Source organism: Vibrio sp. 1288, from assembly GCF_033344475.1.
In genome coordinates, this window is the sequence record NZ_JAWPOX010000060.1 from 1 (window position 1) to 14,841 (window position 14,841).

At 44.4% G+C, this 14,841-nt stretch carries 14 protein-coding genes; 4 read left to right on the plus strand and 10 right to left on the minus strand.

Annotated elements, in window-relative coordinates:
* Positions 1–492: 492 nt before the first annotated feature.
* From R8O11_RS23910 to dusA, 7 genes are all read right to left on the minus strand, one after another.
* Positions 493–1,272 carry a phosphoadenylyl-sulfate reductase gene (locus R8O11_RS23910; RefSeq protein ID WP_005382748.1) on the minus strand — a complete coding sequence of 260 codons (780 nt, stop codon included), beginning with the start codon at positions 1,270–1,272 and terminating at the stop codon, positions 493–495.
* Entirely contained in the window at positions 1,265–3,001 is a 1,737-nt protein-coding gene (gene cysI, locus R8O11_RS23915; protein WP_047104170.1) for an assimilatory sulfite reductase (NADPH) hemoprotein subunit, read from the minus strand. The genes R8O11_RS23910 and cysI overlap by 8 nt, the downstream gene beginning before the upstream one ends.
* Complete coding sequence (locus tag R8O11_RS23920; RefSeq protein WP_318194512.1) at positions 3,001–4,872, minus strand: assimilatory sulfite reductase (NADPH) flavoprotein subunit; 1,872 nt, start codon at positions 4,870–4,872, stop codon at positions 3,001–3,003. The genes cysI and R8O11_RS23920 overlap by 1 nt, the downstream gene beginning before the upstream one ends.
* A gap of 117 nt (positions 4,873–4,989) precedes the next feature.
* Positions 4,990–5,220, minus strand: coding sequence for a hypothetical protein (locus R8O11_RS23925; RefSeq protein WP_005381264.1), 231 nt, complete (start codon positions 5,218–5,220; stop codon positions 4,990–4,992).
* Between the two features lie 157 nt (positions 5,221–5,377).
* Positions 5,378–6,037 (minus strand): TIGR04219 family outer membrane beta-barrel protein, encoded by a 660-nt coding sequence (locus R8O11_RS23930; RefSeq protein ID WP_005381265.1) that lies wholly within the window; start codon positions 6,035–6,037, stop codon positions 5,378–5,380.
* Positions 6,038–6,135: 98 nt separating this feature from the next.
* A complete protein-coding gene (gene pspG, locus R8O11_RS23935; RefSeq protein ID WP_005381266.1) occupies positions 6,136–6,351 on the minus strand; it encodes an envelope stress response protein PspG in 216 nt (71 codons plus the stop codon).
* 163 nt (positions 6,352–6,514) lie between these two features.
* On the minus strand, positions 6,515–7,495 hold the full coding sequence (gene dusA, locus R8O11_RS23940; RefSeq protein WP_017821727.1) for a tRNA dihydrouridine(20/20a) synthase DusA: 981 nt from the start codon (positions 7,493–7,495) through the stop codon (positions 6,515–6,517).
* Positions 7,496–7,816: 321 nt separating this feature from the next.
* Between dusA and zur the strand changes: the two genes are divergently transcribed.
* Positions 7,817–8,281, plus strand: a complete 465-nt coding sequence (zur, locus tag R8O11_RS23945) for a zinc uptake transcriptional repressor Zur (RefSeq protein ID WP_005381268.1) — start codon at positions 7,817–7,819, stop codon at positions 8,279–8,281.
* A gap of 9 nt (positions 8,282–8,290) precedes the next feature.
* Positions 8,291–8,752: a chemotaxis protein CheX gene (locus R8O11_RS23950; protein WP_005381269.1), complete on the plus strand. Its 462-nt coding sequence runs from the start codon at positions 8,291–8,293 to the stop codon at positions 8,750–8,752.
* A gap of 99 nt (positions 8,753–8,851) precedes the next feature.
* Here the strand turns inward: R8O11_RS23950 and pgi are convergent, their stop codons facing one another.
* A complete protein-coding gene (gene pgi, locus R8O11_RS23955; RefSeq protein ID WP_005381270.1) occupies positions 8,852–10,504 on the minus strand; it encodes a glucose-6-phosphate isomerase in 1,653 nt (550 codons plus the stop codon).
* Between the two features lie 306 nt (positions 10,505–10,810).
* Here pgi and R8O11_RS23960 point away from each other — a divergent pair, with 306 nt between their 5' ends.
* Positions 10,811–11,230: a secondary thiamine-phosphate synthase enzyme YjbQ gene (locus tag R8O11_RS23960; RefSeq protein ID WP_005381271.1), complete on the plus strand. Its 420-nt coding sequence runs from the start codon at positions 10,811–10,813 to the stop codon at positions 11,228–11,230.
* A 38-nt stretch (positions 11,231–11,268) separates the two neighbouring features.
* Here the strand turns inward: R8O11_RS23960 and alr are convergent, their stop codons facing one another.
* Together alr and R8O11_RS23970 are read right to left on the minus strand one after the other, a co-directional pair.
* A complete protein-coding gene (gene alr, locus R8O11_RS23965) occupies positions 11,269–12,345 on the minus strand; it encodes an alanine racemase (protein WP_031777284.1) in 1,077 nt (358 codons plus the stop codon).
* Positions 12,346–12,358: 13 nt separating this feature from the next.
* The gene (locus tag R8O11_RS23970; RefSeq protein ID WP_005382759.1) at positions 12,359–13,759 is read right to left on the minus strand and encodes a replicative DNA helicase; all 1,401 of its coding nucleotides are present in this window, start codon (positions 13,757–13,759) and stop codon (positions 12,359–12,361) included.
* 221 nt (positions 13,760–13,980) lie between these two features.
* Between R8O11_RS23970 and R8O11_RS23975 the strand changes: the two genes are divergently transcribed.
* Positions 13,981–14,745, plus strand: coding sequence for a DUF481 domain-containing protein (locus tag R8O11_RS23975; RefSeq protein WP_005381276.1), 765 nt, complete (start codon positions 13,981–13,983; stop codon positions 14,743–14,745).
* Positions 14,746–14,841: the final 96 nt, after the last annotated feature.

Sequence of the window (14,841 nt, forward strand, 5' to 3'; positions counted from 1 at the left end):
GTTTCATTGAAACCTAATTTGATACCGAGGTATCGAATTGGATTATCATCAACGAGTGCCCACACAGATTGATAGGTCTATATTGTTAAAGAGCAACTCTTCTTTGTGATTGACATCACTTCGGAAGAGGCGGCCATTCTAGCGAGATAATTTATCGTGTCAAACACTTTCTTCAAATTATTTCGTTTTTCTTTTCAGCCTTATCAACTTCGCTTAAACCCTTCTGAGCCCTTGCCCTGTCGACGAGGAGGCATTATAGAGATCGCGCTCACATTGGCAAGTGTTATTTTGCAAAAATTGCAAAAACAATGGTTAAACGATGAGTTTTCGATCAAACCTTTATTTATTCAACTTTACCCCAAACTCTCACACAACTTATCCACAGAGTTGTGCTTTGAGACGTATTTTTCAAGTACCATAAATAAAGAAAGCTGCTTTATTGCAGCTATCTTTATTAAACTTAACCTAAACTCTATTTAAAGAGTATTATGGCTATATGCCAGACCCATCTTGTTCAGAGCCATCATCTTCGTGTAGGCCACATTCTCGCTTTAAGCCAAAGAATCGAGTTTCTTCCTCTGACATTCCCGGCTCCCATTTACGAGTGGTATGTGTATCACCAACTGAAAGGTAACCTTCATCCCACAATGGGTGGTATTTAAGGCCGTGTTGTTCTAAGTAGTAATGAACGTCTTTATTAGTCCAATCAATTACTGGTAGAAATTTAAACACACCGTTCTGAATTGATAGAATCGGTAAACCTGCACGAGATTTACTTTGCTCTCGACGCAGTCCAGAGAACCACGTTCCAACATTAAGCTCTTTTAACGCTCGACGCATCGGCTCAACTTTATTGAGCTTGTTGTATTTTTCAATTCCCTCTACGCCTTGCTCCCATAATTTTCCATATCGAGCTTCTTGCCAATTCGCACTTTCCTTGGCTCGATAAACTTTTAAATTTAGGTTGAGAGCATCTGTCAGCTCATCGATAAATCGGTACGTCTCAGCAAACAGGTAACCAGTATCGGTTAGAATGACGGGGATGTCCGCTTTGGCGCGAGTAACTAAATGAAGCATAACCGCGGCTTGAATACCAAAACTAGAAGAAACCGCGAACTCGCCTTCTAGATTATCTAAAGCCCACGCTACTCTCTCTTGTGCTGAAAGCTTTTCGAGCTCGACATTAATTTGAGCAAGACGGAGGATTTGCTCCGTCTTTGTTAATGTCAGTAACTCTGTGAGCTCCAGCTTGGATGCTACAGAATCAAGCATGAAAGTCCCTCTTTGATACGAGCACTTCTTGGATAATGCCAGCACGAATAGTGAAATCGCCAAAGGCTTCGCCTTCTTCACGCTCTTTCGACCATCGAGCCACCAGCAGATCAATCTCTTCTAAGATTTGCTTATCCGTGATGTTCTCTTTATACATTTTTGGTACTCGAGTACCGGCACGGTTACCACCTAGGTGCAAGTTGTAACGACCCGGCGCTTTGCCAACTAGACCAATTTCAGCCAACATTGCGCGACCACAACCATTTGGACACCCAGTTACACGCAAAATGATGTTGTCATTTTCTGGTAGGTTGTGCTTCTCCAGAATCCCCTCAACATCAGTAACAAACTGAGGAAGGAAACGTTCAGCTTCTGCCATCGCTAGCGGACAAGTTGGAAAAGCAACACAAGCCATTGAGTTCTTACGCTGTTCACTTACGCCGTCGTCCATTAAGCCATGTTCACGAGCGATCTTTTCAATCTTCGCTTTTTCGTTTTTAGGTACACCCGCAACAATTAGGTTTTGGTTTGCTGTCATGCGGAAATCGCCTTTGTGGATTTTGGCAATTTCAGCAACACCCGTCTTAAGTGGTTTACCTGGAAAGTCTAATAAGCGACCATTTTCGATGAAAAGCGCTAAATGATATTTACCATCAATTCCTTCTACCCAGCCAATACGGTCACCACGTTCTGTGAATTCATATGGACGGCTTTGCTCAAACTTAACACCAGCACGTTTCTCGACTTCCGCTTTAAAGACATCGCTACCTACACGATCCAATGTGTATTTGGTTTTTGCGTTCTTACGGTTTGAACGGTTACCCCAGTCGCGCTGAGTTGTTACTACAGCTGCGGCAACATCAAGTGTCTTGTCCAGCGGAATAAAGCCAAAGTCGTCAGCGCGGCGCGGATAAGTTGATGTATCGCCATGCGTCATCGCTAAGCCGCCGCCGACCAGGACGTTAAAACCAACCAGCTTGCCGTTATCTGCAATCGCTACGAAGTTGAGATCGTTAGCGTGTACATCTACGTCATTTTGCGGTGGGATAACCACTGTGGTTTTAAACTTACGTGGTAAGTAGTTCTTGCCTAGAATCGGTTCGTCTTCTTCTGTGCTTTCTACTTTTTCACCGTCTAGCCAAATCTCTGCATAAGCGCGCGTCTTTGGTAATAGATGCTCACTGATCTTCTTCGCCCATTCGTAAGCTTCTTGGTGTAACTCTGACTCCACTGGGTTAGTGGTACACAACACGTTACGGTTTACATCACCCGCGGTTGCAATCGAATCAATGCCAATACTGTTGAGCGTTTGATGCATCAACTTAATATTCGGTTTTAATACCCCATGAAACTGGAACGTTTGGCGAGTCGTCAGACGAATACTTCCATATAAAGAGTGCTCCGTTGCGAACTTGTCGATCGCTAACCATTGCGTTGGCGTGATGATGCCTCCAGGCATACGAGCACGAAGCATCACATTATGTAATGGTTCCAGTTTTTGCTTTGTGCGTTCATTACGGATATCACGATCGTCTTGTTGATACATACCGTGGAAACGAATTAACTGGAAGTTGTCGGCAGTAAAGCCACCTGTAATAGGGTCCTGTAAATCTTGCTCAATAGTGCCACGTAATAAGTTGCTTTCTCGCTTCAGGCGCTCGTTATCAGATAGCGGCCCTAACTCTTCACCTAATACAACCTGCTTATTATTGTCCGTAGAAAAAGTCATTAGTAAACATCCCTCTGATAACGTTTCGCTTTACGTAGGTCATTAATAAATTGTTCTGCATCGTCACGCGGCATCTTGCCTTCTTGTTCAGCAACGATAACCAATGCGTCGTGCACATCTTTTGCCATACGCGTTGCATCACCGCAGACATAGATATAAGCGCCTTCTTGGATCCACTGCCACACTTGAGCTGCGTTTTCTAAGATGCGATGTTGTACGTAAACCTTTTCTACTTGGTCACGACTAAAGGCAACATCCAATCGGCTTAGTACTCCTGACTTGAGATACTTTTGCCATTCCACTTGGTACAAGAAGTCTTGAGTGAACGTGCGATCACCAAAGAACAACCAGTTTTTGCCTTCAGCATCGCGGTTTTCACGTTCCTGAATAAAGCTACGGAATGGTGCGATCCCTGTGCCAGGACCAACCATGATAATTGGAGTACTATCATCTTCCGGCAGTTTAAAGTTGTTGTTATGCTCAACAAATACTTTAATTTCATCTCCCTCTTCGAGACGCTGAGCTAAGAAACTAGACGCACCACCATATCGTTTTTCGTCGTTTTGTTCGTACTCAACCAAAGCAACCGTTAGGTGTACTTCTTCATCGACCTCTTCTTGGCTTGATGCAATAGAGTAAAGGCGTGGAGTAAGACGACGAAGCAAACCAATCAACTCATCTGCGGTTAACTTGGTTTTCTTTTCTGCCAGTACATCAACGATTTGAGTATTTGCAGAGTACTCGCGAAGCTTATCTTTATCTTCAACTAACTTTTGTAGCTTCTTGCTACCGGATAACTCGGCAAACTTTGTGATGAGCTGCGGGTTAGATGTTGTGATTTCATATTTACTCACGAGAGCACTGTGGATTGACAAGCTTTCACCATCAACGTCAACAGTCTCAACCCCAGACAAACCGACCTTACCAAGAATGGCATTTGCAAGTTCCGAGCTATTTTCAAACCACACACCTAGTGCATCACCTGGCTGATACGTTAAGCCCGAGCCTTCTAAGTCGATTTCTATATGACGAACGTCTTTTCCAGAGTCACGGCCCGTGATTTTTTGACTGGTCAGTAACGTCGCAGTGTACGGATTTTGTTTATTGTAAGGAGAGTGCGCAGTCGCAGCTTGACCCACAGGAAGTTGAACCACATCCGCTTCAGAGCCAGAAGAAAGTGTATCTTTTACCTTGTCTAACGCATTCTTACGCCATTCAGTTGCGGGGGCTTCATAATCCACATCGCAATCAAGACGCTCGATAAATGGAGTCGCGCCTAGCTTTGATAGGTAAGTGTCGAAGTCTTTACCGGTCTGACAGAAGAACTCGTAGCTAGAATCTCCCAATGCAATAACACCATATTGCAGGTTTGGCAGCTTAGGAGCCTTCTTCGATTGCAAAAACTCATGTAGCTCAATGGCATTGTCTGGCGCTTCGCCTTCGCCGTTAGTCGATGCCACAATAATGACATGCGTTTCTTTGGCTAAGTTTTTACCTTTGTAATCGCTTGCATCAAAAAGTTCGACTGCAATTCCTTCTGCTTTTGCTTCCTGTTCCAGAGCTTCAGCAACACCTTTAGCATTGCCCGTTTGGGAAGCAAAAATAATACTCAACTTACCTGCTGGCTTCGCTGATACGGCTGCCGTTGCTTGTGCAATTGGCGTTACCGCTGTGTTTGGTTGATTTTGAGCTAATCCCCAAAAATACCCACTGACCCAAGCAAGTTGCTGTGAAGACAACTCAGAGACAGTTTGTTGGAGTGAGCTAATTTGTTGGTCATTCAGAGGGCTTGCGATTGGAGGATTTCCTCCTTGCCCATTATTATCTTCAGACACATTCTTGTGAGAATACTCATTCTTTTGAAAAGACATTATCACGACATCCCTATTCATTGCGTGACGATAGAGTACCCACTCTCCTTAATAACAAGAAAGAATAGAAGTGAATGTTTTATAACTTTTTGGAAGTAAGAACGGCTTACTTTTTGCTCATCGATCTTCAATGCGGACTTGTTGAAAGCCTACTGCCATTGCCGATTTTGACGCAGTATCCAAATCTTCATAAAGACATTCTTCGCCGTGACTGTCCGTTAGAAAAACAAAACCACCGCGCGCATGTCTGAACTCTACAACCCAACCACCCTCTTGGATTGCAGGCTCAATAATCGCTTCGATAAGCTGATTTTCACGGAATAGATGTCTTAGTTCATTTATTGTCATCGCTATCCCTGCTTTAACTTTCACATTGCTCCTAGGTAAGCATGGTCTAAGTCAGCCAAATAGGGAGAAATTTCGATTAGATATAATGAAGTGATATAAAAAAACGCCGCTTATAAAGCGACGTTTTAAGTAAATCGAATATCTAACATGGCTGAATTTAGAACGCGTATTCCGCACTCACAAAGAAGCCGTTAGCAAAAATAAACTCTTTCCCTAGATCCGACATGAATTTATCGGACTCTAAATCAATCACACGGTAACCTCCACGAAAAGCCAGTCGAGCTTTTTCGAGCGGTACATTGTATTGAACACCTGCCATGAAATCGGTGCTTTTGATACCTTTGTTGTCACCAAAGTTTATCTCACCAATCACATCAAAGTTTGTATCCGGAACTTGAATTTCTGCGTAACCATACCAAGCCCAAATCAGCTCATCAAATTCTTCTACACGCCTGCTTGAGCCAGCATCAATGTATTTAGTGTCACTTAAATTACTGAACGTGAGACCCGCATCAAAGTGCAATAAATCATGCTCTAGAACGTGGTAATACAAGGTTAAATCGAGCTTATCGAACCCCATGTAATCCGCATCAACACTTGAGTAACGAAGGCGCGCATTAGGGACATATTTAACATCATGTTCAATCGCCGCGTAAAAAGTGCCTGCGGTACTGCTATCTCGTCTCACTTCATTAACTTTAGTGTCGGCAGCCCATACCTCTGCGCCGACTTTTGTCGATACAGAGTACTCTGCAAAAACAGGAAAAGATACTGCCAACGATAATGCCGTTAAAGCGATGTTCGCTTTATTTGTCATGTAGTATTTACTCCGAGATAGCTGATATTCACGTAGAGGACGTGAGAGGAAATATACCATATTCTCACGCCTCTCCATCAACTAAATGATGTTACTCATTATTTATAGCGGGGCTGAGCGACGTAATTCTTGAAGAACCAAATACCCAATGCAATCACGATTAACCATGGTAATAGTTTAAGTACCGCTCCAACCATTCCCAGTAAAAACATCACAACTAACGCAATACCAGTTGCTGCGAATACGGTCATCATTGTGATACCCGTAACCAACAAGGTCGCCGCAAAGACTAAAATAAAGATTAGCTCCAACATAATCACTTCTCCATTTGTTTTCAATAAACAGAGCAGTTTCCATACCAACTTACAGAAACGAAGTTAAGATTATGATTTTTAATAAAAAACAAAGCCAGAGGCATTTCTGCACTCTGGCTTTATCATTCTTTAGTTGGTAATTTTAGCCATTCACTGGCGAATTTTACACATTCAATTCTTTTGGAATCTTAGCTAGCGCGTCTTGCAATACTTCTAGACCAGAACCTGGTTTGTGCGCATTTTCACTGATATGACGACGCCATTGACGAGCACCGGGCATGCTTTGGAACAAACCTAACATGTGGCGGGTAATATGACCAAGGTACGCACCTTTCGCTAATTGCGCTTCAATGTATGGATACATCTCTTCAACAATTTCGCTGCGTTTCTTCACTGGAGCATTAGAGCCAAACAACTCTTGATCTACCGATGCCAGTAAATATGGGCTTTGGTATGCTTCACGACCAATCATCACACCGTCAAGATGCTGAAGATGTGCTTTTGCTTCTTCTAATGATTTCACGCCACCGTTAATCGCAATCGTTAGGTGTGAGAAGTCTTGCTTCAATTGGTAAGCGCGTGGGTAATCCAATGGTGGGATCTCACGGTTTTCTTTTGGGCTTAGACCACTTAACCAAGCTTTACGAGCATGGATAGTGAACTGCTCACAGCCACCCTTTTCTGAAACAATAGAAACGAAGTCCGTTAGGAATTCGTAAGAGTCTTGATCATCAATACCAATGCGAGTCTTGACTGTTACAGGGATATCGACCACGTCTTTCATTGCTGCGACACAATCCGCAACTAACTGCGGTTCAGCCATTAGGCAAGCACCAAATCGACCGTTTTGTACGCGGTCAGATGGACACCCCACATTTAGGTTAATCTCATCGTAGCCACGCTCTTGCGCTAGCTTGGCACACGTAGCCAAATCTGCTGGGTTTGAACCACCAAGTTGAAGGGCTAACGGATGCTCTTCTTCGTTATAAGCCAGGAAATCTCCTTTTCCATGAATGATCGCACCTGTCGTCACCATTTCAGTGTACAGCAGGGTTTCTTTGGTCATTAAGCGATGGAAGTAGCGACAATGACGATCAGTCCAATCTAACATTGGTGCTACGGAGAGCCTGCAAGAATGAGTCATGATATAAACACCCGTTTTTATGTTGCCAAGGTCGAGCGCAGCAGTACGCTCAAAAAATAAGTCGGGTATTGTATACCCAAGCACCTCTGGGTGCTAGTTTCAGCGAGAATGATTTGGTTGGCTGGCTAGCCAAGTGCTTAGGAATACGCAGAAGTAATACGAATCTGTCATTCGTTGATTCATTCTGTGATGATTATTCCGCCTTCACACCACCACCGACTTGCTTTAATTCATGATTTTCGTTCTGATAGTGGGTAAAATGAAGCATTTCTAAACGAACTTCGTATAGAAATGATTTATCATAGAGCACGTCCGATAGTTATGGTGAAAGGTTTGAACCCAACAATCATTGAACAAATTGAAAGTATCTGCGCAGAGCGTGGAGTACGACTGACTCCGCAACGCCGACGCGTATTTGAACTCATTTGTTCTAATCGCCGCGCCTCAAGTGCGTATGAGCTATTGGAGCAACTAAAAGAGAGTGAGCCTCAGGCTAAGCCGCCCACTGTTTATCGAGCATTAGATTTTCTCCTAGAACAAGGCTTCATCCACCGAGTGGAATCGACAAATAGCTTTATTACTTGTTGTTCTTTCAATACTCAGCAGCACTTTTTCCAATTACTAATTTGCGATAAATGTGGTGATGTCGTTGAACTCGAAGATGAGACGCTGATATCCTTGTTAGCCGAAAACGCCGAGAAGCATGGATTCAAACTGACCAACCAAGTTATTGAAACTCATGGTGAATGCCAGGCCTGTTCCTCCGAGACGAAAGAAAAAGTATAGAAGAACGTTATGCGCGCTGAATTTGTAAACCCGTTTTTAGCTTCTTTAATGAACGTGCTAAAAACTATGGCTTCTCTTGAGCTGAAGCCACAAAAACCGCGAATCAAAAAAGATGAGATCGCACGAGGTGACGTTTCTGGTCTGATTGGTATGGTAGGCCCACAAACTCGTGGTTCAATGTCGATCACCTTTGATGAAGCACTCGCCCTAGAAATCATGCAGAACATGCTTGGTGAACGTCCAAATGGGCTCAATGAAGAAGTGACCGATATGGTGGGTGAGATCACCAACATGGTTACTGGTGGTGCGAAACGCATTCTGGCGGAAAGTGGTTTTGACTTTGATATGGCAACACCGGTTGTGGTTTCGGGCCGAGGTCATACGATTCGCCACAAGTGTGAAGGCTCAATTATTATCATGCCTTTCTCTTCCCAATGGGGAAATGCCTTTATCGAAATTTGCTTCGAATAAAAGAGAAAAAATAGGTTGGCACTGGCCAACCTATTTTGTTTTTGCCTCAGGCAATAAAAAGGTCAGCATTTGCTGACCTTTTCTTTATCTATTCAAACATTAAGCTTTGAACGCTTTAAATGCGTTGATTAGACCGTTTGTTGAGCTGTCATGCGAGCTGATTTGAGACTCGTCTGCAAGCTCAGGTAGGATTTGGTTAGCCAGTTGTTTACCTAGCTCCACGCCCCACTGGTCAAAGCTGAAGATATTCCAGATAACACCTTGTACGAAAATTTTGTGTTCGTACATTGCGATCAAGTTACCTAGCGTACGAGGCGTGATTTGCTTCACTAGAATAGAGTTTGTTGGACGGTTACCTTCAAACACTTTGAATGGCGCAATCGCTGCCACTTCTTCAGCATTCTTACCTACTTTCACCAACTCTTCTTTCACGGTTTCTTCATTTTTACCAAACGCTAGAGCTTCAGTTTGCGCGAAGAAGTTAGACATCAGTTTTTGGTGATGATCGCTAGCTGGGTTGTGGCTAATTGCAGGTGCAATGAAGTCACATGGGATAAGCTTAGTACCTTGGTGAATTAGCTGGTAGAACGCGTGCTGACCGTTGGTACCTGGTTCACCCCAAATGATTGGGCCAGTTTGGTAAGTTACAGCATTGCCGTCACGGTCAACGTATTTACCGTTTGATTCCATGTTGCCTTGCTGGAAATATGCTGCAAAACGGTGCATGTATTGATCGTAAGGTAGGATAGCTTCTGACTCCGCACCGTGGAAGTTGTTGTACCAAATACCAATCAAAGCAAGAATCACTGGAATATTGCTTTCTAGATCTGTTGATACGAAGTGCTTGTCCATCTCGTGAGCACCATCAAGCAACTCAACAAAGTTGTCGAAACCTACTGCTAGTGCAATTGATAGACCGATCGCAGACCATAGTGAGTAACGGCCACCAACCCAGTCCCAGAATTCAAACATGTTCGCTGTATCGATACCAAATTCAGACACGGCTGTCGCGTTTGTTGAAAGCGCAGCAAAGTGTTTAGCCACATGAGCCTGATCACCCGCAGATTCTAGGAACCAATCACGAGCAGTGTGCGCGTTAGTCATGGTTTCTTGCGTTGTAAACGTCTTAGACGCGATCAAGAATAACGTCGTTTCTGGGTTAACTTTCTTCAACGTTTCAACGATGTGTGTACCATCAACGTTAGATACGAAGTGAAGGTTTAGATGATTTTTGTATGGCGCTAGAGCTTCCGTCACCATGTAAGGGCCAAGGTCAGAACCGCCGATACCGATGTTCACAATATCAGTAATTGCTTTGCCTGTGTAACCTTTCCATTCACCGCCGATAACGCGCTCAGTGAATGATTTCATTTTTTCTAGAACCGCGTTCACTGCTGGCATTACGTCTTCGCCGTCTACCATAACTGGAGTATTAGCGCGGTTACGTAGTGCAGTGTGAAGAACAGCGCGACCTTCTGTTTGGTTGATCGCTTCACCACTGAACATCGCTTCAATTGCAGATTTCAGCTCGGTCTCTTTCGCAAGAGCAAACAGGTGCTTCAGAGTTTCCTCATTGATGAGGTTCTTTGAGTAATCGACTAGGATGTCTGAGCCGAAACGTGCAGAGTATTTGTCGAAACGCGCTGCGTCTTGAGCAAACAGCTCTTTAAGATCCATATCTTGTGCAGATTCGAAATGCGCCGTTAGCGCTTTCCAAGCTTGTGTTTGCGTTGGATTGATATTTTTCAACATGGTCTTTATCCCGATGTTACAGTAGGTTCCATTCCTTACAGTCTAGCGAAAACTGTGGAATCCCCGATTTAGCAAATAGAATATAAATTAGATGTTTGGGCAAATTGCCACAAAACAAGTCTTTGTAATTTTTTTTCAGGCGCCAATTATGACCGAGAGCTTTTACACTCACATTGAGTTAGGTCACGTTCCCTGCCCTGAAATTGAACAATTCATTTACGATGACAAGAATCATATCATTTACTAATGACAGGCTCTAATTGGAATAGGATAGACGCCAATTTATAAATTTCCAAAGGAACACGTATGTGGGCACAAAAAACACTACAATTAAAAGCGAGAAGCCGCGGTTTTCACCTGATAACTGATGAAATTGAACAACAATTACCACAAATAAACGAACTTTCAGTAGGTTTATTACACTTATTTATTCAGCACACCTCCGCCAGTTTGACCTTAAATGAGAATGCTGATCCAACCGTGCGTATGGACATGGAAGCGCACTTCAATAAGTTTGTGCCAGAGCGTGCTCCTTATTATCAGCACACCTATGAAGGTGACGACGACATGCCGGCACATATTAAAGCATCACTGCTTGGCAGTAGTGTGACGGTACCAATCCAAAATGGTCGATTAGCTTTAGGAACATGGCAAGGTATTTACTTGGGTGAGCATCGAGACTTTGGTGGCGGCCGCCGCGTTATTGCTACGATTAACGGTGAGTAGATAAAACAAAGGCTAACCTTGGGTTAGCCTTTCGTTGTTTATTTGGAGTATTCCATCTCGACGCGAGGCGTTAGCTTAGTCACGAGTTCATACGCAATCGTACCAATGTGACCCGCCACTTCTTCTACTGGGAGCTCTTTCCCCCAAAGAATCGCTTCGTCGCTGACTTTATCCGTTGCGTCTGGTCCCAAATCGACCGTCAGCATATCCATGGAAACTCGACCTGCAATAGGTACTTTACGGCCATTAACCCACACCGGCGTACCGTTTGGAGCACTTCTTGGGTAACCGTCGCCATACCCTACAGCGATGACCCCAACTTTTGTATCTCGCTCACTGGTCCAAATACCACCGTAGCCAACACTTTCGCCCTTCTTCACTTCACGTACCGCAATAAGGTGGGATTTAAGTGTCATGACAGGCTGATACCCAAGATCTTGCGCCGTTTTGTCATCGAATGGCGACACACCATACATGATAATACCCGGACGAACCCAATCTAAATGGCTTTGAGGCCATGCCAATAACCCCGCAGATGCCGCCAGTGAACGTTCCCCTTGGCAACCAGAAGTCAACGATTTAAACAGCTCAATCTGTTGTGGGGTAATATCGCTATCCAGCTCATCTGCACAGCCAAAGTGGCTCATGTAACGCAACGGTTTCGCTACATTTGGACACTCCTTCAGCCGCGTTACAAACTCGTCATATTGTTCAGGACGAACCCCAAGGCGGTGCATGCCACTGTCAATCTTCAGCCACACGACAACCGGAGTTTCAAGGTCTGCTTGCTCCAAGGCGATAAGCTGCTCTTCACAGTGCACCACGGTTTGGATGTTGTTCGTCACAAGAACAGGTAAATCACCAGGAGAGTAAAAACCTTCTAGCAATAGAATCGGCTTTACTACTCCACAAGCGCGCAGTTGCAATGCTTCTTCAATGCGAGCCACGCCAAACGCATCCGCATGGTTAGCATGTTTTGCGACATGACGTAATCCGTGACCATAACCATTGGCCTTGACGACAGCCATCACTTTACTTTGTGGCGCTTGAGCTTTTACGCGCTGTAAGTTGTGCTGCAACGCAGACAAATCAATGCACGCCTTGGCCGCTTTCATATAGCTCATGGAATTACTCATCATCAATATCGAATGCAGGACCCGCGTAGTTGTCGAAACGCGAATGTTGACCTTGGAAAGTGAGGCGAACAGAGCCGATAGGACCGTTACGCTGTTTACCAATAATGATTTCGGCCGTACCTTTGTACGGACTATCTGGGTGATAAACCTCATCACGGTAGATGAACATGATCAAGTCGGCATCCTGCTCGATGGAACCGGATTCACGCAAGTCCGAGTTTACTGGTCGTTTATCCGCACGTTGCTCTAGGGAACGGTTTAGCTGCGACAGTGCCACAACAGGCACATTTAGCTCTTTTGCCAGCGCCTTAAGAGAGCGAGAGATCTCAGCAATCTCAAGAGTACGGTTATCAGTTAACGAAGGCACGCGCATCAACTGAAGGTAGTCGACCATGATCATAGATAGACCGCCATGTTCACGAGCGATACGGCGAGCGCGCGAACGCACTTCGGTCGGAGTTAGACCAGAGCTATCATCAATGTACATATTTTTCTTCTGCATCAGGATACCCATAGTAGAAGAAATACGCGCCCAATCTTCGTCATCTAGCTGACCCGTACGGATCTTGGTTTGGTCAACACGAGACAAAGAGGCCAACATACGCATCATCAACTGTTCAGCTGGCATCTCTAACGAGAAAATAAGTACGGGCTTTTCTTGTTGCATGGCCGCATTTTCACACAAGTTCATCGCAAAGGTCGTTTTACCCATCGATGGACGCGCTGCGACAATCACCAAATCAGAGCCTTGCAAACCTGCGGTTTTCTTATTGAGGTCTGTGAAACCGGTATCGACCCCGGTAACACCATCTTGTGGCGTTTTATACAACAACTCGATACGTTCTAACGTCTTTTCAAGGATGTTGTCGACGTTTTGTGGTCCTTCGTTTTCACTAGTTCGAGACTCGGCGATAGCAAAAACTTTACTCTCCGCCATGTCTATTAAATCTTCAGAACTGCGACCTTGAGGGTCATAGCCCGCGTCCGCAATTTCATTCGCGACACCAATAAGGCCACGAACAATCGCGCGCTCAGCGACAATATCAGCATACGCATTGATGTTAGCTGCACTTGGCGTATTCTTCGCCAAGTCAGCGAGGTAAGCAAAACCGCCTACATCTTCTAACAACTCGTGACGCTCTAGATATTCCGATAAAGTAATAAGATCGAGAGGTTTACCCGCTTCAAGAATGGTTTTTACACCTTCAAAAATCAGGCGGTGTGGACGACTATAGAAATCACTGCTCACAACACGTTCGGCAACGGTGTCCCAACGTTCATTATCCAGTAAAAGACCACCAATTACTGATTGCTCGGCTTCTAGTGAGTGAGGTGGCACTTTGATTGCGTCGACCTGACTGTCTGAAGGTTTGCGATTTCTGTTTTCCGCCATGACTTTGCTCGATAACTACTATTGACCCACGATTATAACCTTAACCTAGCTGAGATGCTTCCCCGAAGCGACAATTACTTGTTAAGAAATCATCATGTGAACCACCCGGGTAATAGCCTGGTTCTTCCGCCTAGCTCTAATAAAAATTAACCTACCATTGACCCAACCAAATATCTGTATCAGTATCATGCCCCTCCTTTTTGATTACGTTCGAGGTTGATGTGTCCCGATACTGGTTACTTAGCTTTAGCCTACTGTGCGCTAGTGCATCGTATGCTGACGAATCAGTACAGCCAGAGCAAAATATTGATGTACCCGACCCACTAAAAACCGAGGTGGAGTTCGGCTATCAAGCTCACACAGGTAACACGGACTCTCGTTCCCTGAATGCTCGTTTGAGTGCTGAATATACGTCAGGTCGACACCGTTCTAATGGTGAATGGAAGTACTACAACTTGTACAAAGACGGTGAAGAAGACAAACGCTCATCCACCTACTCCCTACAGAGTGACTACAAGTTAGGCCCTAAGACATATTTGTATGGCAGCTTTAAAGGGGTGGATTCTCGCTACAGTGCTTATTTTAAAGACTATACGTTGTCAGGTGGTTTGGGTTACCAGTTCTCCTACACTGAGAACTTCATTTTAGAGGTAGAGGTAGGCCCTGGTTTTCGCTATCAAGAGCCAAACTTAGACGAAATAGATGATGACGATATTGTCTTTCCCGATATCGTTAGAGAAGGCATTTTTCGAGGAAATATCAACACAACTTGGCATGCGTTGGATAATTTAAGTTTCGCAGCTGATATTACGTTGGTAACAGGTAGAAGTAACACACGTACTGATAGTGAACTCAGTGTAACCAATGATATTACTGAAGATATTGCACTGAAACTGGCGCACTCTCGTCAGTATCACGATAAAGTGCCTGAAGGCTTAAGCAAAGCAGACAGCGTATTTTCCGTTAATTTACTTTTCGCTTTTTAACCCTTTTTCTCTCAGTTTTAGAAGTAAATTACCACCTTCTAAAGAAGGTGGCTTTGTGTGAGCCCCCTAAAAGGGGGCCTTTGTTTAGTCCAGCGC